The following is a 21,519-nucleotide window of genomic DNA, read 5'->3' on the forward strand; positions in this document are numbered from 1 at the left end:
CATAACATAGCAAACAAAAAAATCAGCTGTCATCGAGAGCGCAGCAAAGAATCTCAATGATGAATGCTGGTTACAACAGAGGATTGATTATGAGATTGCAAGAGGTATTGTTCTTAATCACAGCCCTAAAAGAATTCCTTATAGGAGATGCTTCCTTCGTCTGCATGACAAAACACTTTCATAACTACAGCCCCAATTTATCATATAAATCAATTACTTTTTTTCGTAGTTTCTGAATCTCCTCCTCTTTCTTTATCAACTCCTGCTGTAAAAGCAGCACCTCAGTTGATTGACCTTCTCCTTCATTCCTAGCTGAAATCAATGTAGAAACTGAAACGTTAAAAGTCTTGGCAATTTGGAGCAAACGAGATATGTTCAAATCCGTTAACCCGGTTTCTATTTTACAAAAAGCAGGCGTAGAAATCGCTAATAACTTGGCGGCAGCCCCTTGGCTTAATCCCAATGCTAATCTAGTTTTCTTGATATTCTCTCCTATGCACTTCACTCCCATGCAGCAAATTTCCAACTTTCCATTAACGCGGCAATGCTGCCGCTAATTCAGGTAAATCAAAACCAGCATAATTTCCAGAGCTCATCATCAACAAATTTGTGTTCTGATAATTTAAATGGAGTAAATATGCTTTCAATTTAGCTGCATCATTAAAAAATTTCAATCGAGGGTTTGAAAAAGCTTGCTGAACATCCTCTTCGCTAAAAGGCGTCATTCGTTTTTGCTCAAAAGATTTCAAATCGATAAAAACAATGGCTTCATCTGCTTGATCCATCGCACCTGCATATTCATTTAAAAAATCTTTATTCAGACTGCTAAAGGTGTGCAATTCAATACAAGCTACTAATTTCCGATTGGTAAACTGCGTTTTAACAGCCTCTATAGTGGCTTTAAGTTTTGATGGAGAATGTGCAAAATCTTTATAAACATTGGTTGAATCATCGGCAGAAATTAACTCTAAACGCTTTGCAGCTCCAGTAAAGGAAGCAATAGCCTGATTAAATGCCACGTCATCAATTCCCAGTTCGGCACAAACCAATTTAGCCGCATTTAAATTCATCAAATTATGATTTCCAAACACCTTTAAAGGAGTCCTTTGAGGCAACAAATACGTAATTCCGTTTTCAATTGTATGCGCTGGAATGGCATACCCTACCCTTTTCACCGCTGCTTTTGAATGGGCTACAATTTCATTCAAATCCTGATCGACTTGACAATAAATCAAAGTACCCTCTTCTGCTATGGTATCGATAAACTTATCGAACTGACTGGTGTAATCTGCATAAGTTGGAAATACATTGATATGATCCCAGGCAATACCGCTAATTACGGCTACATTTGCTTTATAAAGATGAAATTTTGGTCGTCTATCAATGGGCGATGATAAATATTCGTCCCCTTCAATAATCATAACCGGTGCTTCGTTGGTTATTTTCACCATCGTTTCAAAACCGGCAAGTTGCGCTCCAACCAAATAATCAAAATCGCGGTTATAATGATTCAGCACATGCAAAATCATACTGGTAATGGTCGTTTTACCGTGACTACCCCCAATTACTACACGCAATTTATCTTTGCTTTGCTCGTATACATATTCCGGGTACGAATAAATTTTTAGGCCTAAATGCTGCGCCTTCAACAATTCAGGATTGTCAATTCTAGCGTGCATACCTAAAATAATCGCATCCAAATCGGTCGAAATTCTGTCTTCGTGCCAACCCAATTCTTGCGGCAGCAAGCCATACTTATCTAAACGCGATTTGGCCGGCTCAAAAATAACATCATCCGATCCAGTAACCTGAAAACCCTTTTTATGTAAAGCAATGGCTAAGTTGTGCATGGCACTCCCTCCAATTGCTATGAAATGTATACGCATATTTTATTCTTGTACTTGCATGAAAATGAGCGAAAAATGAAATTTAAACGCGTTCAAACTACGCTCATTCCTTCCATCTTTCGCTCAAAAATCAAAATTATTTCTTTTCAAATTGAGCCGCAACCCAATCGCCATTTTGTTTGTGATCGATATAATGCATGTTATATTTCGTGCACTCTTCTTTAATCATATCCAAATCTGGCTCTAAATAAAAACCACTGAAATAAATCTTTCCAGCTGCTTTTAACACCTCCGCATAGCGATGAATTTGGTCTAAAAGAATATTTCGGTTGATATTGGCAAAAATTACATCAAACTTGGTATCTGGGATAACTTCTTTACTTCCGCAAAGTGCTTGTAAATTAGTTACTTCATTTAAAGCTGCATTCTCCAGGGTACTTTCGTAGCAAATGTCGTCGTAGTCAATAGCAACTAAATTTTTAGCACCTAATTTGGCGGCTAAAATTGCCAAAATAGCCGTACCACAACCCATATCCAATATATCTTTGCCTTGCATGTCGCCTGCTAAAATATACTGCATCATCATGGTGGTTGTTTGATGGTGTCCTGTTCCGAATGACATTTTCGGATCGATTACAATCTCGTACGGATACTTGGGTTGAGGCTCATGAAAAGTTGCTCGAACATAGCATACCTCATCAATAATCAAAGGGCTAAAGTTCTTTTCCCATTCTGCATTCCAATTCTCATCTGCTACCGCTTCTAACACGTATTCAGCAGTAAAATCTTCCGCATAATTTGCAATCAACTCCTGCAAATTCGCTTCTTCAAACTGATCTTTCATGATGAAAGCAGTAAAGCCTCCCTCACTATCTTCAAAAGTATCAAATCCTAAATCAGCCAATTCGCTTATAAACAAATCTTGCTGATATTCTTCAATAGCATTGAAGTTAAATATTGCCTTTATATATTGCATTAGCTGTTAAAAGCTTTAATGATGTCTACAAAATCGCGTGATTTTAAAGATGCGCCTCCAATTAAACCTCCGTCGATGTCATTTTGTGCAAATAAACTTGCTGCATTGCCTGGGTTACAACTTCCACCATATAAAATGGTAGTATCGTCTGCTACGTTGAAACCGTATTTTGCATCAATTTCGCTGCGAATAAAGGCATGAATATCTTGCGCTTGGTCAGGTGTTGCTGTTAAACCCGTTCCAATGGCCCATACAGGTTCGTACGCAATTACAACTTGTCTAAACTCTTCTTCTGAAAGACCGAAAACACCGTTAACCAATTGTTTTTTCAAAACGTTAAAATAGCTACCGTCGTTGCGTTCATCTAAGGTTTCACCCACACAGAAAATTGGTTTTAATCCATTCGCTAAAGCGATTCTTGTTTTTGCCGCTAACAATTCATCGCTTTCAGCAAAATATTGTCTACGTTCCGAGTGTCCTAAAATAACATACTCTACCCCTACTGATTTCACCATTTTTGCTGAAATTTCGCCGGTATAAGCGCCGCTTTCTTTATCGTGAATATTTTGAGCACCAATTTTAACATCGTTACCGCCTAATTTTGCCAAACTGTTTAAATGAACAAATGGAGAACAAATCACAGCCAACTGATCGCCTTTGCGCTCATCTCTAACCATGTTTACAATTTCACTGAACAATGAAATACCTTCATTGTAATCCAAGTTCATTTTCCAGTTTCCGGCTACTATTTTCTTTCTCATATATGTAAGTTTAGTATAATTTTATTCTTGAAGGTACGAACCTTTTGTAAAGTCAGGTTAAAATCTTCTTTCTGATTGTGTTAATTCAAACACTTTGGTTAAAATATCTTTCTCTATGTCATTAAAAGGCAAATCGCGTCTTTCAAACACCTTTTCTGCAGTTTCAAACATTTTTTTGATGCTGTATACCTCAAATCCATGTGCGCCACCCCATGCAAAATCAGGAATAAAATTACGCGGGAAACCCGCTCCAAAAATATTTGCACTAACACCTGCAACCGTACCGGTATTGAACATGGTGTTAATGCCACATTTAGCATGATCGGCCATAATTAAACCGCAAAACTGTAGACCAGTTTTACGGAAACTTTGTTTGGCATAATCCCACAAACGCACTTCAGCGTAATTATTTTTCAAATTGGAATTATTGCTATCAGCACCGATATTGCACCACTGTCCCATTACCGAATTGCCCAAATACCCTTCATGCCCTTTGGATGAATACCCCCAAATTACGGCATTGTTAATCTCTCCGCCTACTCTGCTATATGGACCAATCGTTGTATTTGGATAAATCTTCGCTCCCATTTTCACCGACGATTCATCGCACAAAGCAAAAGAACCCCGAATACAGCTTCCCTCCCAAACCTGGGTATTTTCACCCAAGTAAATAGGCCCTTGTAAGCTGTTAAAAATAGAACATTCGGCTGTTGCTCCTTCTTCTATGAAGATATTATCTCCTAAAAACGTATTGGTACTACTCAGCGAAGCCGAAGTACGTCCCTTGGTTAAAAGTTCGAAATCCTTTTTTAACTCAACACCGTTGTTTGAGAAAATATCTTCTGGATAAACTACATGCAGGAATGCATTTGAATACACAACTGGTTCCAACAATTTTGCAGCAGGCAAATTAAAAGACGCAGCTTTAAAAGCAATGAGTACATCACCTTGTTGCAAACACTCCTCATCCTTTAAATTGGATATCGCGGCCAGCAAACCCTCATCCGGACAAATGGAGCCATTAATAAAGAGTGTAGCGTGTTGCTTTGCAGGATATTTAACCGAAAGGTATTCTTGCGTATTAAAACCAAAATCAGCTTTTAAATACTTGCCCCATTTTTCAGCAATGGTTAATATCCCAATACGTAAATCGGCAACTGGTCTGGTAAAAGTAAGAGGTCTTAACGATTCCCAACTAGAATCATCGAACAGATTGATTATCATAAGCAACAAAAATAAAAAAAGTCCCGATGCTTTTCGCAAAGGGACTTTAAAAAATATTGTCTGTTACTCAGATTATTTCTTCGCGTAACGTTTTTTGAATTTATCGATACGTCCAGCAGTATCAACCAATTTCATTTTACCAGTATAAAAAGGGTGAGAAGTGTGAGAAATCTCTAATTTATATAATGGATACTCATTACCATCTTCCCATTTAATTGTTTCTTTTGTATCTACGCAAGACTTCGTTAAAAAAGCATAATCATTAGACATGTCTTTGAAAACAACTGGTCTGTAGCTCGTAGGGTGCAAATCTTTTTTCATTTGAAATATTATTTTAGTTATTTGTATGAAAGCCTCAAGAACATTTTTGCAATTTGCTGGCAACAACGCTTATGAATCCTTCTATTCGTCTTTTCTTACCTCTATTTTAGAGGATGCAAATGTATTAATAAATTTTATAACTATCAACAATTCTATTAAATATTTAAAAGAATCCTTTCAAGTAGTACAAATAAAGAAAATAAAACCCACAATTTACTCCTGTATTTAATTTTTCAGTACATTTAAATTACCTAAACAAAAACGCATGAAACGAAGAGATTTTATACATACTAGTTCCTTAGCCCTTGCTTCTACAGCATTAGCCAGCGTATTCCCGCTCGATTTATTCTCAAAAAACCTGCAAAAAAGCGACAAAATTAAAATTGGCGCCATCGGAATCAATGGCATGGGATGGTCAGACTTAATGGCAATTTTAAGCGACCCACGCGCCGAGTGCATCGCCCTGTGCGACGTAGATGAAAATGTTTTAACCAAAAAAGCTACCGAACTAGCCAAGAAAAACAGCGTAGTAAGCACCACAACCGACTATACAAAAATCCTCGAAAATAAAGAAGTTGACGCCATTATAATTGGCACCCCCGACCACTGGCACTGCAAAATTATGGTCGACGCACTCGCCGCAGGTAAAGACGTGTACGTAGAAAAACCAGCCGGAAACTCAATCGCAGAATGCCAAGAAATGGTGGCGGCTCAAAAAAAATACAACAAAGTGGTTCAAGTAGGCCAATGGCAGCGCAGCCAAAAACACTTTGCCGATGCCGTTGCATACGTACACTCGGGCAAACTTGGCAACATTCGCTTAGTTAAAGCATGGGCCTACCAAGGCTGGATGAAGCCCGTATCAATTGTACCCGATGGCACAGCTCCCAAAGGTGTTGACTACGATAAATGGCTTGGCCCCGCTCAAAAACGCCCTTTCAACGCCAATCGCTTTCACTTTAATTTCCGCTGGTTTTGGGATTATGCAGGTGGTTTAATGACCGATTGGGGCGTACACATGATTGATTATGCACTATTAGGCATGAAAGCCAATACGCCTAAAAGCATTGTCGCCTCTGGCGGAAAATTTGCCTATCCCGACGATGCTTCTGAAACACCCGATACATTAACCACCATTTACGAATTTGAAGGCTTTAACCTACAATGGGAACATGCAACCGGCATTAATGATGGTCCTTACGGTCGCGACCATGGGGTTGCTTTCATCGGTAACAACGGCACCTTGGTAGTCAACCGTCAAGGCTGGGAAGTTATTCCTGAAGACGACAAAGGAACCCCGCGCATGGAACAAGTCCCCCTTCAAAAATCGTCGGACAATGGCTTACGCTTACATGCCAAAAATTTTCTAGACGTGGTACAGTCGCGTAAAATGGAGGATTTAAATGCGCCTATTCAAGCCGGTTCGCATGTAGCTACCATTTGCCAAATGGGAAATATCGCTTACCGAATGGGTAAAAAACTGTATTGGAATAATCAAAAACAAAGCTTTACCGATAAAGAGGCGAACAAATACCTCGCGGCAACTTATCACAACGGATATAAAATGCCTAACAGTTAAAATCAGTAGAAAAGCAAGTATAGTAGCATAAAGGAACGCCAGTCGGGCTTTCTGCTGTATCTTTTTGGCTTACAGCCAAAAAGGATGACGCTGCCAATCCCGTTTAAAAAGCAAATTTATGCTACTATTTACCGCAAAACCTAGCCTATTTACTATATTTTTTCCAGGTTTCAATTTTAGCAGCTTGGCGCTGCAAATAGGCATCGACAATAACTTCGGCCGAACTTTGGCCATCGGTGTTTTCCAAAAGCTCTTTTAATTTGTATTGGTCTACATCGGCCTTGTACAAAATTTGTATCAATTTAGGAAAATCGACATCAATCAAATAAGCAAAAGCATCAACCAAGGTTTCGCGTAATTGGTTTTCAGTTAAAGAATTTTCAATTTCAAAATCCTTTGCGATAATTTTTATTAATGCAGCAGTGTCTAACACGATAAATGTTATTTGATTGTATGAATCTCAAAGATAAGAATTAAGTAGTCCTCCCAAAAGAAATGATGCAGTCAAGCAAAGAACGGAACAATCTTGATCCAGCAAACAGCTAGCTTTACTGCATAAACTGAAAGACGGTTACTGAAAAATGGTGCACAGGCTAAGAAACACAGCAACAACGGCCTTAAACCCGATAGCAGCGAACACGGCGTGAAACGGAGTAAAGCGAATAGCGGGACTACCATAACCCACACACACAGCACCCTCATTTTCAATTTAAAAAACTACAGCCATTTTATTTCCTGACAAATTTCAATCAGCACGTTATTGGTATCTTTTGGATGAACAAAACATACCATTTTATTATCAGCCCCTTTTTTAGGCTGTTCATTAAGCAAAACGAAGCCTTCCGCTTTTAAACGACGTACCTCGGCCAAAATATCATCAACAGCAAAAGCGATGTGATGAATTCCCTCTCCATTTCGCTCAATAAACTTAGCTATCACACTATCGGGCGCCGTAGCCTGTAACAGTTCAATTTTATTTTCACCTGTTTTAAAGAATGCGGTGGATACTTTTTCAGACTCTACAAGCTCCGTTTTATAGCAGTTCGTATTCAGCAGTTTCTGATAAAGATCAATGGAAACAGTTAAGTCTTTTACAGCAATTCCAATATGTTCTATCTTATTCATAGGATTTAAGGTTTGGATAATGTAAAAATGCGTGTTTTACCAATAACCTCATAGTTATTATTTATAAATGTTAAATAAGTTTTTTCGTATCTTTGTGCTATAATTAACAGAATAGGAATGAAACAGCCGATATATTTAGACAATAACGCAACTACGCCCCTTGATCCCAGGGTGTTAGAAGCGATGCTACCTTACTTTACAGAGAAATTTGGAAACGCCGCAAGTCGTAACCATGCATTTGGATGGGTTGCTGAAGAGGGAGTGGATTATGCTCGTGAACAAGTAGCCAAATTAATCGGCTGTACGGATAAAGAAATCATTTTTACATCGGGCGCTACCGAAGCTGATAACTTAGCTATCAAAGGTGTGTTTGAAATGTACAAAGAAAAAGGTAACCACATTATTACTGCGGTTACTGAACATAAAGCCGTTTTAGATACTTGCAAACATTTAGAAAAAAATGGTGCGCGTGTGACCTATTTAGGTGTTAAAGAAGATGGTATGATTGATTTAGCTGAACTAGAAGCAGCTATGACTCCTGAAACCATTTTGGTATCGATTATGTATGGCAACAACGAAATTGGTGTTATTCAACCGATAAAAGAAATTTCGGCTATTGCACACAAACATGGCGCTTTATTCATGACCGATGCAACACAAGCGGTTGGTAAAATCCCAGTTGATGTAAATGCTGATGGGATTGATTTAATGGCTTTTTCTGCACATAAAATGTACGGTCCTAAAGGTGTAGGTGTTTTATACGTACGTAGAAAAAATCCAAGAGTTAAAGTAACTGCTCAAATGGATGGCGGTGGTCATGAGCGTGGAATGCGTTCGGGTACATTAAATGTTCCGGGCATTGTAGGCTTAGGTAAAGCTTGTGAGCTTTGTCGTTTAGAAATGGAAAGCGAAGCAGCTCGTTTATCAGCATTGCGCGATAAATTAGAAAGCACGTTAAACAAAATGGAAGAAAGTTATGTTAATGGTAATACACAACACCGTTTACCGCACGTAGCAAACATTTCATTCAAATATGTGGAAGGTGAAGGTTTAATGATGGCAATGAGCGACTTAGCAGTATCTTCGGGTTCGGCTTGTACTTCTGCTTCTTTAGAACCATCCTATGTTTTGAAAAGCTTAGGTTTATCAGACGATTTAGCACACTCTTCAATCCGTTACGGCTTAGGAAGATTTACAACAGAAGCTGATATTGACCACGCAATTGAAATTACACAAAAAGCGGTAAACCACTTAAGAGACCTTTCTCCACTTTGGGAAATGTTTAAAGAAGGTATTGATTTAAGTAAAATTGAGTGGGCAGAGCATTAATTTGCTATACTACTTAATACAAACAAAGGTTTAATCATCCCCTTGGGATATAAAAAAATAAAGACATGGCATATTCAGAAAAAGTAATAGATCATTATAATAATCCACGTAACGTTGGTACTTTAAATAAAGACGAAAAAAATGTGGGTACTGGTTTAGTTGGTGCACCAGAATGTGGCGACGTGATGCGCCTACAAATTGAAGTTGGTGCTGATAACGTAATTACCGATGCTAAATTTAAAACATTTGGTTGTGGTTCGGCAATCGCATCTTCATCTTTAGCTACAGAGTGGTTAAAAGGTAAAACAATCGACGAGGCTTTAGCAATCGACAACATGGACATTGTAGAAGAATTGGCTTTACCACCAGTAAAAATTCACTGTTCAGTGTTAGCAGAAGATGCAATTAAATCGGCTATTAACGATTTCCGCGTTAAAAATGGCTTAGAAGCTCTTGTATTAGAGAAATCGCATCACTAGTCAATATTAGAAACGTTTTTAGTTGGATAACTTTCATTTCGCAAAAAACGTAACTAATGTTCAATTATAGAAATACGGTTTACAATTTTTAGTGTATTCAAAATTGTGAATCAAAAAGAATAAATAAAATGATTACAATAACCGATAAAGCAAAAGACAAAATAGACCACCTCATGCAGGATTCTGATTTGGGTTCTGATTACTTTTTACGCGTTTCAGTAAAAGGCGGAGGCTGTTCGGGCTTATCATACAATTTAGATTTTGATAACGAAGAAAAAACTGGCGATCAGTTTTTCGAAGATAGAGGAATTAAAATTGCATTGGATATGAAATCGTTTCTGTATCTAGCAGGTACCGAGTTGGATTTTTCCGATGGTTTAAATGGAAAAGGATTTAATTTTATTAATCCAAATGCTAGCCGCACGTGTGGTTGTGGCGAAAGTTTTTCCGTTTAAAAACAAAATATTCACACCAAATAAGGGCGCCGAAAATTTCGGCGCCCTTTTGTATTTTTAAAACAAAAAGCGTTATTATTGTTTAATTATACGATTAGACCAAATTAGAGCATGTCATTAATAAACGAATTTTCAACGGTACCTTCTCTATTGAGGAATGTGGTAAAAAACATTCATAAACCGGAAGAAACTTTTCTAATACATAAACAAGGAAATGAGTGGACTGAAATTTCATACGAAGAGACATTAAAAAGAGCAGACGCTATTTCTACCTTTTTTCTAGAAAAAGGCATTAAACATGGTGATAGACTGGGTTTAATGATTGAAAATTGCCCTGAATACGTGTATTTCGATCAAGGTATTCAGCAAATTGGTGTAATGAATGTTTCCATTTACCCTACCCTTTCTGAACAAGAAGTAAACTATATTGTTAACGATTCTGGCATTAAAGCCATTTTAGTAGGCACAAATTTCTTGTACCGAAAAATCTTGAAAATTGCTCCGAATTGCAAGGAACTGAAATATATTATTCCAACGTTTAAAGATTACGAAAAGATTGTAGTTCCGGAAGATGCCCAGGTAGAAATATTAAACTTTTGGGATATCCTGGCCTTAAAACACCAACTTACGGCGGCAGAAAAAGCAGCCATTGAAGAACGTAGAAATCAAATACAACCAAACGATGTTTCATCGTTAATTTATACCTCAGGAACAACAGGTACGCCAAAAGGCGTTATGCTAACGCATTACAATTTAACACAAAATGTAAAAGCCTGTTTAGAGCAAATTCCAGCCATTAACGAGAAAGAAACCTTTTTATCGTTCCTGCCATTGTCGCACGTTTTTGAGCGCACAGCAACCTATCACGTATGTTGCACCCAAGGCTGTAAAATTGCATTTGCCCAAAGTTTAGAACTCTTGGCAAAAAACATGGGCGAAATTAAGCCAACTGTTATGAACTGCGTGCCACGTCTACTGGAGCGTATTCACGATAAAGCCATTAAATCGGGTACTTCGGCAGGTGGAACAAAAGCTAAAATATTTACCTGGGCTTTAGAAACTGGTCAAGCTTATCGCGAAATCAAAGAGGCTGGCAAAAATCCAGGAATACTTTTATCGGGTAAAAAAGCCTTGGCCGAAAAGTTGGTTTTTAGCAAGATTAAAGAAAAAACAGGCGGCCGATTAAAGTTCATGATTTCAGGCGGTGCGGCATTGCCTCGGAACGTTGGCGAATTTTTTGGTAACCTGGGCATCAAAATTCTAGAGGGTTTTGGTTTAACCGAAACCTCTCCAGTGATGGCTGTAACCGAGTTTCACCGCCAAGTGTACGGTACGGTTGGGCGCACCATTCCGGGTATTGAGATTGGTATTCAAGACGTTGACACGAAAGCCATCCTCAACATTCAAACCTACGATACCTTTAACGAGGAGTTTGAATGTCCTGAAGGCGAGATTATTGTACGCGGTCATTGCGTAATGAAAGGCTATTTTAATAAACCTGCTGAAACAGCCGAAGCAATTGATAAAGATGGTTGGTTTCATACCGGAGATATTGGCCGTTTCTACAAAGGAAACTTGCAAATTACCGACCGCTTGAAAAACATGATTGTAAATGCGTACGGAAAAAATGTATATCCTACCCCGGTAGAAAACATTTATTTAAAAAGCCCTAAAATAGACCAGTTATTTTTAATTGGCGATAAGCGCGAATTCATTACGGCCATCATTATCCCAAATAGAGAAACCTTAGAAGAAACTTTCAACTTAAAACCATCTTTTTTTGAGGAGGCGGATTTATTTATTGAGAACCCTGAAATAGTGGCTTGGATGGAACAAGACATCAAGAAGATTTCAAATGAACTGGCAAAATTTGAACGGATTAAGAACTTTAAAATTAAGCGTAATCCATTCAATATTGACGAAGGTGAAATTACACCAACTTTAAAAGTGAAGCGTCGCATTGTGGAGAAAAAATATGCCGATGTCATTAATGAAATGTATCAACAAGGTGTAGAGGTTGATTAATACAGCAGCTTAAAAGAATTTAGCATACGCAAAACCAATCGAACAAATTATTAATTTCTATGCATTAAGCAAGCTTCATTCCTCTTAATGACGAATGAAATCATTACTTTTGCAAAAAATACCCGAAATGAGTATAGGATTATCAGAACAAGAATTATTACGACGTGAGTCGCTAAAACAATTACGTCAATTAGGCATTGAGCCTTACCCAGCCGAATCTTATGAGATTAATGTAACTGCTGCCGATATTTTGGCCAATTACGAAAAAGATAAAACTGCTTATAAGACCGTGAGTATTGCTGGCCGTATTATGGGCAGAAATATAATGGGTGCAGCTTCTTTTGCTGAATTACAAGATGCCACAGGCCGTATTCAAGTTTATTTAAAAAGAGATGAACTTTGCCCTGGCGATGATAAAACCCTTTACAATACCGTATTTAAGAAGCTTTTAGATATCGGTGACTTCATTGGGGTTAAGGGATATGTTTTTACCACGCAAACCGGCGAAATTTCTATTCACGTAACTGAATTTAAAGTTCTAGCCAAATCACTACGCCCATTACCCATCGTAAAACGCGATGATGAAGGAAACGTATACGATGGTTTTACGAATCCGGAATTACGCTACAGAATGCGTTATGTAGATTTAACGGTAAATCCCGACTACAAACAAATCTTTATCAACCGCAGCAAGGTAATTAACACCATGCGTAATTATTTCGACAGCCAGGGCTGGATGGAAGTAGAAACGCCTATTTTACAAGCCGTACACGGTGGTGCAGCGGCACGTCCATTTGCTACACACCACAACACCTTGGATATGCCTTTGTTTTTACGTATTGCAAATGAGTTATATCTAAAAAGATTAATTGTTGCCGGTTTTGACGGCGTGTATGAGTTCGGTAAAATGTTTCGTAATGAAGGAATGGACCGCACACACAACCCTGAATTTACCTCTATGGAGATTTATGTAGCCTACAAAGACTACGTGTGGATGATGGGTATGGTTGAAGAGTGTTTAGAAAAAATTGCCATTGCTATACATGGTTCACCAGTGGTAAAAGTTGGCGCGCACGAAATTGATTTTAGTGGACCCTACGAAAAATTAACCATGTATGAGTCTATTGAAAAATATACCGGCATTGACGTTTCGAAAATGAGCGAAGAGCAATTGGCCCAAACGTGTAGAGATTTAGGTATTGAAATTGATGACAGCATGGGACGTGGTAAATTGGTGGATGAACTTTTCAGCGAAAAAGTTGAAGCTAATTTAATTCAACCTACATATATTACCGATTACCCTATTGAAATGACTCCATTGGCCAAAAAACACCGTAGCTCAGAAGGCTTGGTAGAGCGTTTTGAGCTTTTTGTAATGGGTAAAGAAATTGGTAATGCTTATTCGGAGTTAAACGACCCAATTGATCAAAAAGAACGTTTTGAAGAGCAATTAAAATTAGCTGCCAGAGGCGATGATGAAGCCATGGCAATGGACGATGATTTTGTTCGTGCGTTGGAATATGGTATGCCTCCTACCTCGGGTTTAGGTATCGGTATTGATAGATTGGTTATGTTAATGACCGACCAATCGACCATCCAAGAAGTATTGTTCTTTCCGCAAATGCGTCCGGAGAAAAAGAAAATTGAACTTTCTGCAGAAGAAACGGAATTATTTGCACTCGTTAACGAAGGCGAACAATACCTTTTAGCAGATGTAAAAGCCAAACTGAGCGATTGGAGTAATAAAAAATGGGATACGACCTTAAAATCGTTAACGGGTAAAGGAGTGTTAAAAGTTTCAAAAACTGACGACGGTTTGTTCTTATCACATAAATAATTGATTTAACAGGCAATTACAGAGACTGTTAACAATAATATAACAAAAACTTAAAAGGTTTGCTAACAACGGTTTAGCAAACCTTTTTTATTTTTACCCCACTAGAAATTAAAATAGAAGCGATATGAATACCTCAATTTTAGAAATCACCGAAAACGATTACTGCATTAAGCTAAACAAAGAAACATTTGATTTATCGTTGGTGCGCCAATTAGTAAAAAGAATCCAAGCAGAAGCTTTCTTCTTTAAAAAAGAAATGGAAGAAGAAGATATTTTAAGCAAGCGCTCAAAACGCGAAGAATTAGAAGGTTACGATTGTTTAGATGATAAATAAACCATCGTAACCTTTTTTAAAAATTGTAACCCATCCCCCATTCAATATAGTCGGCAATGAAGCCTTTAGCTTTCAAACCAAATCCGGCATACAAACCATCCCATACACGATACCTCAGTCCAATTCTTTCATATATAGTTGGGCGAACCTTATATGGTTGGTATAAATACACACCTAAGCCAGTTTCCAACGAAAAACGTTTATAAATGGCCTCATGGCCAGCATATACACCAAAAGACCATTGATTCTTTGCAGCTGTACGATCTTCTACTGGAATAACGGAATAATATCCTTCCCCTGAATTCGCTCCCGTGTCGTAAAAACTATCAAATCCAGCAATCCATCTGCTTTTATAACTTTTCCAAAACTTATATCCCAAGGTGGTAGTCGAATTAAAGTAGCGTTCCTTTTCCTTTTCTAACATCTTTAAACCAACCGAATAGGCAACAAAAAACTGACCTCTCTTTTCCCATTTCGGTAGTTCATGATAGATGAATTGTTCATTTTCGTGATTCCAATCGTAGTTAACCGATAAATTTAAGCCCAACATATTCATCCCTTTATTAGGGATTTTCATGGATCCGTTTGAAAAATGGGTAAAGCTAGGGCCTGCTGCTAAATTCCAATGATTCGCAAAGCGATAATGAAAGTAATATGCAAAATCGACGTATACATTAAACTGCGAACTGATCACCACATTCGTTGGATTCTTAGTTAAATTATATGGGGTGAAATTATAGGATAAACCCACGGAAATTGCATAACTCTGAAACCACCTACGTTTGGCCCAATCGGATTGGGTCGGTACATCAATAAAAGCGTATGCCGCATTTGGAACACCTAAATTTGTCGTATTTCGAGGTTTTGCAACGTAGTAGCCGAATCCCATTTGCGGATATCGCCACAACTGATCGTAAATATTACGACCATAGGATTGAAAAGAGGCTCTTAGCGATACAGCTTCATATCCTGTTCCTTTATACAATTCATTTTTTATTTCGGATGTTGCCGGGGCATTAAAGCCTGCCTCCATTTCAAATTGAATATTGGGATATTTTCTTTTAATATGATTGCTATCTGCCGGATAGCGTTTGTTGAGAAAATCGTAGGATTGGGCATAGAGCTGCGCCTGCTGGCACAGGAGTAACAGTAGAATAATTCGAAAGAGCATGTTTGTCTGTAGGTAAGATATGGTAAATTACTAATCATAGGCAAAAAAATGGGAGAACAAAAACAACACCAATTTATTTTTAATCCCAATAAAAAACTAACTCGCTGGTTAACAAGTTAATTTTACTAAAAAAGCCTTAAACTACCAAATCAAATGGGTAAAACATGCCCCTATTAAATTGACTATTGAAAAATAAAACGCATAAAAAAAGCCATTTCAAAATTTGAAATGGCTTTTTAAAACACGAGGTTTCTCGTATTAATTATCTATAACGAACTTGTTGTTGTTTATCTAACATGCCCATTTGATCTTTCATTTGTTTAATCTGATCCGCTAATAATTTATTTTTATCGGCTTTCTTTGCTTCAGCTAAATACATGGTTGCCTCACGTTTATTGCGTTTTGCCATGGCTATACCCGCTAAACTTAATTTTGCCAAGGCTACATTGTGATCCATTTGCATACCTAAAGCCAATGACTTTTTAAAGTACTTTTCACTTTGCATGGGAGCCGTACGGCTTTCAATTAATCCAACCAATAAATTATAATAGCCATGTTGAAGCTTAATTAATTGAGTTTCGTAATTGGTAATTCTATCTAAAAATTGTTTTGCTTTCGGCATGTTATCTTTTCTTAAATACCATTGTGCTAAAAGCATATTTTCATTAAAAAAATAGGTAATTGCAACCACTATACCTAGCAAAATGGCAAGTATTCCCCATGGCCAGAAACCGAAAATAAACAAAGCTACAGCTCCTCCTAATAAAGCAAACCCCGCAATTAATCTGATGATATTTGGCATAAATTTTATTCTTAATTATTTTATTTTTGCAAATATCGTGTTTAAAAGGCAGAAATTAGATTTTAAAACGATAATTTCAATAAATTTTTACACGTACTCCAAACTTAGCCCATATATATGAAAGTTCTATTTTCCATAATCCTAATTTTATTCGCCATGAATGTTGATGCTCAGCAACTTAACAAGAAAACGCATGACCAATCGCATAACAAAGAAATTTTAATTAATACTTGCACAAGAGCCGGAATCACCTCATTTCCAGAGTTTAAAGAAATGTACGAACCCCTGTATCAGGCCTACCAACCCGATTCAGCTATCATTGCACAAATTAAGCCTCTGATAAAATCGCAAAAAATAAAAATCGTATTTGGTACCTGGTGTGGCGATAGTAAAATTAATGTACCCAATTTTCTCAAAGTATTGGATGCCATTACTTTTAAAGAAAAAAATTACGAAATCATCGCTGTTGATGGCACTAAAAAAGCAGAAAATGGCCTCATCGATAATTTAAATATTCTAAAAGTTCCAACCTTTATTATTTATGATAAAAAAGGTCGTGAGTTGGGTCGAATTATTGAAGGTCCGAAAGATACTTTAGAGAAAGACTTATTGGCTATCCTACAACAAAAAGCGTAAGCAGAAGTATGATAAGCTCGTTGAATGCTGATTGGAAAACCCTTTTAAACGAAGAGTTTGAAAAGGATTACATGAAAAATTTGCATGCTTTTCTTGAGGAAGAAAAAAGAAATGGACTCACTATTTACCCCATTGAAAACAACATATTCAATGCTTTGAACTTAACCTCTTTTCAGGATGTTAAAGTTGTGATACTGGGTCAAGATCCTTACCACGGACTTAATCAAGCGCATGGTTTATCGTTTTCTGTTCAAGATGGCATTAAAATTCCTCCCTCGCTCAAGAATATTTATAAAGAGCTTCACAGCGATATAGAAGGCTTTAAAATACCCGAGCATGGCAACTTGCAGCACTGGGCAGAACAAGGCGTACTTTTATTAAACGCGACCTTAACGGTGCGTGCTGCTGAGGCAGGTTCGCATCAAAATCAGGGTTGGGAAATTTTTACAGATAAGATTATTCAATTACTTTCTGAGCAGAAAGAACACCTTGTTTTCATCCTGTGGGGAAAATATGCACAACAAAAAATAACGTTAATTGATCAAAGCAAGCATGCTATCCTTGCTTCAGCACACCCCTCACCTTTTAGTGCTTACAATGGTTTCTTAGGTTCAAAACCTTTTTCAAAAACAAACGAATTACTTGAAAAACAAGGCATTACATCAATTAACTGGCATTTAAAGAAACTATGAAAGTATACTTAATTAGTGGTTTAGGTGCTGATAAACGTATTTTTGAGAAGCTAACATTCCCTCCGGAAATTGAAATTATCCACTTACCATGGACGGAGCATGCAATTTCAGATTCTTTATCGAGCTATGCTGACAAACTTGTCAATAAAATTGATTTCAGTTCAGCTTTTGCACTAGTTGGAGTGTCATTTGGTGGAATGATTGCCATGGAAATTGCAAAAAAACACCACCCGGTAGCAACTATCATTATCTCCTCAATTCAAAACAATACCCAACTTCCAAAACGATATAAACTACTTGGCAAAACGGGAGTTCTGAGCCTCGTTCCTAAAAAGTTTTTTCAATCCTCAAATAAGCTGCTTAATTTCTATTTTGGTATTCAAGCACCAGAAGAAGAGAACTTGCTGCATGCTATCCTGAAAGATAGCAATCCCGATTTTACTAAATGGGCCATAAAAAGCATCCTTACGTGGAGATCCACGCAACATATTGAGAATCTATTTCATTTGCAGGGAACAGCTGATAGAATTTTGCCCGCTAAAAAAATAAGTCCCGTTATTTTAGTAAAAAACGGGACTCATTTGATGGTATATCAACAAGCTGAAGAAATATCAGCTATTCTAAATACACTACTTTTTAAAGCATTTAAGAAAAATTAGTACTCCAAAGGCACAATTGGCTCTTTTTTCGTGGTTGACATAATCATCATGGTTTGGAAGGTTTTCACCACCGATATTTTACTAATCTTGTCCATGATTAAGCGTTCATATGCTTTAATATCTTTCACATAAACCTTCAATAAAAAATCGGCTTGCCCGGTTACGTGGTGACATTCCGTAATTTCTTTAATTTGATTTACTTCATCCAAAAAGATTTGAATAGTATTGTTTTTATGAAAATCTAATTGGATTTGGATAAAGGTTTTTATGCCTAAACCTAATTTCTCTTCGTCCACCAAAGCGTGATAACTTTTGATATATCCAGCCATTTCGAGCTTACGTACACGTTCTAAAGTAGGTGCCGGAGAGAGTCCTATTTCTTGGGATAATAATAAATTTGTTATTCTACCATTCTCTTGTAGAATTCTTAAGATTTTAAAATCAATTTTATCTAATTCAGTCGCCATAGATATTCATTAGGTATTGAGAACACAAACATAACCAAATTATATTCTAAATTTTAACATTTTTTTTCCAATATATTTTAATCTATTTTTTTTAGATTTGTCTAAAAATAAAATTAGATAAACATAAATGCAGAGTTTCACCGAGGAGAACTACCTGAAGATTATTTATCATCTCGCCGAAAAAACAACGGCAGTTCAAACTAATGCAATAGCTGAACAAATTCAAACCAAACCAGCTTCCGTTACGGATATGTTGAAAAAATTAGCAGAAAAAGAATTGGTTAACTATGTAAAATATCAAGGCGTTACGCTAACCGATAAAGGGAGAATGGCCGCTATTGACATTATCCGCAAACACCGACTTTGGGAAGTCTTTTTGGTTGAAAAACTTCATTTTAAGTGGGATGAAGTGCATGAACTGGCAGAAGAATTAGAACATATAAAATCCGATGTATTGATTGAGAGATTGGATGAATTTTTAAACTTCCCTACCGCAGACCCTCATGGTGATCCCATCCCCGATAAAAATGGTCGTTTTGCAAAAACACAATTAATTAAACTTATTGAATTAAAGATTGAGGATTCGGGAACCGTTACTGGCGTTACCCAACACAGTTCTCCTTTTTTAAAACATTTAGAAAAACTGGGGTTAACCTTAGGCAAGAATGTTACCGTAAAAGACATCACAGATTTTGATGGGTCAGTTGAAATTCTTTTAGACAACAAACATATTAACATAAGCCGCGAAGTGGCTAAACATATTTTAATTAGCAGCCATGGCAAAGTCTGAGTCCTTAAGTGAAGTTCACCAAAGTGTAGCTACCGATAAAAGAAAAGGATGGCGAAAAATATTATCGTTTATTGGCCCAGCCTATTTAATTAGCGTAGGTTATATGGACCCAGGAAATTGGGCAACTGATTTAGCCGGCGGTAGTAAGTTTGGTTATCAACTCATTTGGGTATTGTTAATGTCAAACCTCATTGCACTCTTGTTGCAATCGCTTAGTGCGCGTTTAGGAATTGTGCGCGGGTTAGATTTGGCTCAAGCTTCTAAACAAGCTTTTCCAACCTGGGCCAATATTCCTTTATTTGTATTGGCACAAACTGCTATCATTGCCTGCGACTTAGCTGAAATTATTGGCATGGCGATTGGACTTCAGTTGTTGTTTGATTTACCGCTTATTTGGGGTATTTCCATCACCATTTTTGATACAGTTTTATTGCTTTTTCTCCTAAATAAAGGCATGAGAGCCATGGAAAGCTTCATTGTTTCGATGGTTTTTATTGTAGGCATTTCTTTTTTAATTGAAATGTTTATTGTTGAACCATCCATTAAAGAAGTGGTAAAAGGCTTTGAACCATCGATCTTAAATGGCGACGCCTTGTACATTGCGATTGGCATTATTGGTGCCACGGTGATGCCCCACAACCTGTATTTACATTCGTCGCTGGTACAGACCCGCAAAATTGAACGTAGCACGAAAGGCCTAAAAGAAGCAATCAAATTTAACTTAATTGATACCACCGTTGCCCTTAACCTCGCTTTTTTTGTAAATGCGGCCATTTTAATTTTAGCAGCTACGGCTTTTTATAAAAATGGTCTTCACGAAGTAGCCGAAATTCAGGATGCCCATAAATTGCTTTCGAATATTTTTGGAAATGTGGCTCCTGCTTTATTTGCCATTGCGTTAATTGCTGCAGGACAAAGCTCGACCGTCACAGGTACCTTGGCGGGACAAATTATCATGGAAGGGCATTTGAATTTACGCATCCAACCTTGGTTGCGACGCATGATTACGCGCTTACTGGCCATCATACCAGCCTTTTTTACCATTCTTTACTTTGGTGATAGTGCTTTGGGTAACTTATTAGTTTTGAGTCAGGTGGTGTTAAGTTTGCAATTGGGTTTTGCCATTATTCCGTTGATTCATTTCACTTCAGACAAAAAATTGATGAATGGCTTTGCCATTAAAACTTGGGCAAAAATTGCTGCTTGGTTAAGTGCCCTGATTATTATTTCCTTAAATGTTAAATTAGTTATTGAAGAAATAGGCCAATGGGCGCATGATTCTAGTGCCTGGTGGGTTTATGCCATCATTATGCCGCTTGCTATTTTAACGGGCTTACTTTTAGCTTATGTGCTTTTTCAACCCATTATAAGCGGAAAATATTTGAATAAAAAAATGGTTCCACATGGAGAAGCGTTGGATATTGGTGCCATTGAAAAAATCAATTATAAAAGAATTGGAATTACGGTAGATTTCTCAAAAAATGATCGCGCTACTATTCGGCATGCGCTGATTCAAGGTGGAAAAGAGGCTCATTATTATTTAATTCACGTGGTGGAAACTGCCGTTGCTCGGTATTACGGAGATAAGGCTATGGATCATGAAACGCAAAGCGACCGCGAAAACTTAGACATTTACAAAAATAATTTAGCTGAACTGGGATATGAAGCCACTTCTTTGGTAGGTTTTGGTCGCACGGCAAGTGCTATTGCAGCAATTAGCAACCAGAATAACCTGGAATTATTGGTAATGGGTGCCCACGGTCACAAGGGACTAAAGGATTTAATTTTTGGGACAACGGTTAATGCTGTTAGACATAAAGTTTCCATCCCAGTATTGATTGTGCGATAGCCCAGAAAGCTGAAATTGCATAGCTGAACAATCCGTAGTTTGCTAAACCCGGGTGAAAGGGAAATACTTTTTTGTTTCATCTGCATGACTACTGGACAACTACATTCTTTCAGTTTAGTAGTTGGGGTTTTACAGGTACTGCCAACAAAAAAGATTGAATT

At 37.4% G+C, this 21,519-nt stretch carries 23 protein-coding genes; 12 read left to right on the top strand and 11 right to left on the bottom strand.

Going from position 1 to position 21,519, the window contains the following annotated elements; all coding sequences use genetic code 11:
- Window positions 1-184: 184 nt before the first annotated feature.
- The 6 genes from ACJVDK_RS06795 to ACJVDK_RS06820 all read right to left on the bottom strand — a co-directional run bounded on the left by ACJVDK_RS06795 (window position 185) and on the right by ACJVDK_RS06820 (window position 5,129).
- A complete protein-coding gene (locus ACJVDK_RS06795) occupies window positions 185-511 on the bottom strand; it encodes a helix-turn-helix domain-containing protein (protein WP_443939526.1) in 327 nt (108 codons plus the stop codon).
- Between the two features lie 22 nt (window positions 512-533).
- Window positions 534-1,886: a UDP-N-acetylmuramate--L-alanine ligase gene (locus ACJVDK_RS06800; RefSeq protein WP_443939527.1), complete on the bottom strand. Its 1,353-nt coding sequence runs from the start codon at window positions 1,884-1,886 to the stop codon at window positions 534-536.
- Window positions 1,887-1,983: 97 nt separating this feature from the next.
- Window positions 1,984-2,823, bottom strand: a complete 840-nt coding sequence (prmA, locus tag ACJVDK_RS06805; protein WP_443939528.1) for a 50S ribosomal protein L11 methyltransferase — start codon at window positions 2,821-2,823, stop codon at window positions 1,984-1,986.
- The gene (gene tpiA, locus ACJVDK_RS06810) at window positions 2,823-3,584 is read right to left on the bottom strand and encodes a triose-phosphate isomerase (protein ID WP_443939529.1); all 762 of its coding nucleotides are present in this window, start codon (window positions 3,582-3,584) and stop codon (window positions 2,823-2,825) included. Before tpiA ends, prmA begins: the two co-directional genes overlap by 1 nt.
- Window positions 3,585-3,641: 57 nt before the next feature.
- Window positions 3,642-4,808 carry a putative sugar nucleotidyl transferase gene (locus ACJVDK_RS06815; RefSeq protein ID WP_443939530.1) on the bottom strand — a complete coding sequence of 389 codons (1,167 nt, stop codon included), beginning with the start codon at window positions 4,806-4,808 and terminating at the stop codon, window positions 3,642-3,644.
- 72 nt (window positions 4,809-4,880) lie between these two features.
- Window positions 4,881-5,129, bottom strand: coding sequence for a type B 50S ribosomal protein L31 (locus tag ACJVDK_RS06820; RefSeq protein ID WP_443939531.1), 249 nt, complete (start codon window positions 5,127-5,129; stop codon window positions 4,881-4,883).
- Window positions 5,130-5,394: 265 nt separating this feature from the next.
- Between ACJVDK_RS06820 and ACJVDK_RS06825 the strand changes: the two genes are divergently transcribed.
- Window positions 5,395-6,708, top strand: a complete 1,314-nt coding sequence (locus ACJVDK_RS06825) for a Gfo/Idh/MocA family protein (RefSeq protein ID WP_443939532.1) — start codon at window positions 5,395-5,397, stop codon at window positions 6,706-6,708.
- 145 nt (window positions 6,709-6,853) lie between these two features.
- On the opposite strand, the gene ACJVDK_RS06830 is transcribed toward ACJVDK_RS06825, so the two are convergent.
- Both ACJVDK_RS06830 and mce read right to left on the bottom strand, forming a co-directional pair.
- Entirely contained in the window at window positions 6,854-7,141 is a 288-nt protein-coding gene (locus tag ACJVDK_RS06830) for a hypothetical protein (RefSeq protein ID WP_443939533.1), read from the bottom strand.
- A 284-nt stretch (window positions 7,142-7,425) separates the two neighbouring features.
- Window positions 7,426-7,833 (bottom strand): methylmalonyl-CoA epimerase, encoded by a 408-nt coding sequence (gene mce / locus ACJVDK_RS06835; protein ID WP_443939534.1) that lies wholly within the window; start codon window positions 7,831-7,833, stop codon window positions 7,426-7,428.
- 117 nt (window positions 7,834-7,950) lie between these two features.
- Here mce and ACJVDK_RS06840 point away from each other — a divergent pair, with 117 nt between their 5' ends.
- From ACJVDK_RS06840 to ACJVDK_RS06865, 6 genes are all read left to right on the top strand, one after another.
- Entirely contained in the window at window positions 7,951-9,162 is a 1,212-nt protein-coding gene (locus ACJVDK_RS06840) for an IscS subfamily cysteine desulfurase (RefSeq protein WP_443939535.1), read from the top strand.
- Between the two features lie 65 nt (window positions 9,163-9,227).
- Window positions 9,228-9,641: a Fe-S cluster assembly scaffold IscU gene (gene iscU, locus ACJVDK_RS06845; protein WP_443939536.1), complete on the top strand. Its 414-nt coding sequence runs from the start codon at window positions 9,228-9,230 to the stop codon at window positions 9,639-9,641.
- A 128-nt stretch (window positions 9,642-9,769) separates the two neighbouring features.
- A complete protein-coding gene (locus ACJVDK_RS06850) occupies window positions 9,770-10,096 on the top strand; it encodes a HesB/IscA family protein (protein ID WP_443939537.1) in 327 nt (108 codons plus the stop codon).
- A 111-nt stretch (window positions 10,097-10,207) separates the two neighbouring features.
- Window positions 10,208-12,121: an AMP-dependent synthetase/ligase gene (locus ACJVDK_RS06855; protein ID WP_443939538.1), complete on the top strand. Its 1,914-nt coding sequence runs from the start codon at window positions 10,208-10,210 to the stop codon at window positions 12,119-12,121.
- Window positions 12,122-12,248: 127 nt separating this feature from the next.
- On the top strand, window positions 12,249-13,958 hold the full coding sequence (gene lysS, locus ACJVDK_RS06860) for a lysine--tRNA ligase (RefSeq protein WP_443940035.1): 1,710 nt from the start codon (window positions 12,249-12,251) through the stop codon (window positions 13,956-13,958).
- A gap of 124 nt (window positions 13,959-14,082) precedes the next feature.
- Window positions 14,083-14,292: a hypothetical protein gene (locus ACJVDK_RS06865; RefSeq protein ID WP_443939539.1), complete on the top strand. Its 210-nt coding sequence runs from the start codon at window positions 14,083-14,085 to the stop codon at window positions 14,290-14,292.
- A gap of 16 nt (window positions 14,293-14,308) precedes the next feature.
- Here ACJVDK_RS06865 and ACJVDK_RS06870 read toward each other — a convergent pair whose 3' ends face one another.
- Together ACJVDK_RS06870 and ACJVDK_RS06875 are read right to left on the bottom strand one after the other, a co-directional pair.
- Window positions 14,309-15,463 carry an acyloxyacyl hydrolase gene (locus ACJVDK_RS06870; protein WP_443939540.1) on the bottom strand — a complete coding sequence of 385 codons (1,155 nt, stop codon included), beginning with the start codon at window positions 15,461-15,463 and terminating at the stop codon, window positions 14,309-14,311.
- Between the two features lie 262 nt (window positions 15,464-15,725).
- Window positions 15,726-16,265 (bottom strand): DUF2892 domain-containing protein, encoded by a 540-nt coding sequence (locus tag ACJVDK_RS06875; RefSeq protein ID WP_443939541.1) that lies wholly within the window; start codon window positions 16,263-16,265, stop codon window positions 15,726-15,728.
- A gap of 117 nt (window positions 16,266-16,382) precedes the next feature.
- On the opposite strand from ACJVDK_RS06875, the gene ACJVDK_RS06880 reads away from it, so the two are divergent.
- From ACJVDK_RS06880 to ACJVDK_RS06890, 3 genes are read left to right on the top strand one after another with little or no spacing between them, the layout of a single operon-like run.
- Window positions 16,383-16,901, top strand: a complete 519-nt coding sequence (locus ACJVDK_RS06880) for a thioredoxin family protein (protein ID WP_443939542.1) — start codon at window positions 16,383-16,385, stop codon at window positions 16,899-16,901.
- Window positions 16,902-16,909: 8 nt separating this feature from the next.
- Window positions 16,910-17,593, top strand: coding sequence for a uracil-DNA glycosylase (gene ung / locus ACJVDK_RS06885; RefSeq protein WP_443939543.1), 684 nt, complete (start codon window positions 16,910-16,912; stop codon window positions 17,591-17,593).
- Window positions 17,590-18,252 (top strand): alpha/beta hydrolase, encoded by a 663-nt coding sequence (locus tag ACJVDK_RS06890; RefSeq protein ID WP_443939544.1) that lies wholly within the window; start codon window positions 17,590-17,592, stop codon window positions 18,250-18,252. Before ung ends, ACJVDK_RS06890 begins: the two co-directional genes overlap by 4 nt.
- Here ACJVDK_RS06890 and ACJVDK_RS06895 read toward each other — a convergent pair.
- Window positions 18,249-18,719: an Lrp/AsnC family transcriptional regulator gene (locus tag ACJVDK_RS06895; RefSeq protein ID WP_443939545.1), complete on the bottom strand. Its 471-nt coding sequence runs from the start codon at window positions 18,717-18,719 to the stop codon at window positions 18,249-18,251. The genes ACJVDK_RS06890 and ACJVDK_RS06895 overlap by 4 nt on opposite strands.
- A 127-nt stretch (window positions 18,720-18,846) precedes the next feature.
- On the opposite strand from ACJVDK_RS06895, the gene ACJVDK_RS06900 reads away from it, so the two are divergent.
- Together ACJVDK_RS06900 and ACJVDK_RS06905 are read left to right on the top strand one after the other, a co-directional pair.
- Window positions 18,847-19,509, top strand: coding sequence for a metal-dependent transcriptional regulator (locus tag ACJVDK_RS06900; protein ID WP_443939546.1), 663 nt, complete (start codon window positions 18,847-18,849; stop codon window positions 19,507-19,509).
- A complete protein-coding gene (locus ACJVDK_RS06905) occupies window positions 19,496-21,358 on the top strand; it encodes an Nramp family divalent metal transporter (RefSeq protein WP_443939547.1) in 1,863 nt (620 codons plus the stop codon). Before ACJVDK_RS06900 ends, ACJVDK_RS06905 begins: the two co-directional genes overlap by 14 nt.
- The last annotated feature ends 161 nt before the right edge of the window (window positions 21,359-21,519 follow it).

This window comes from Pedobacter paludisoli, assembly GCF_052344095.1.
In the GTDB taxonomy this organism is placed as follows: domain Bacteria; phylum Bacteroidota; class Bacteroidia; order Sphingobacteriales; family Sphingobacteriaceae; genus Pedobacter.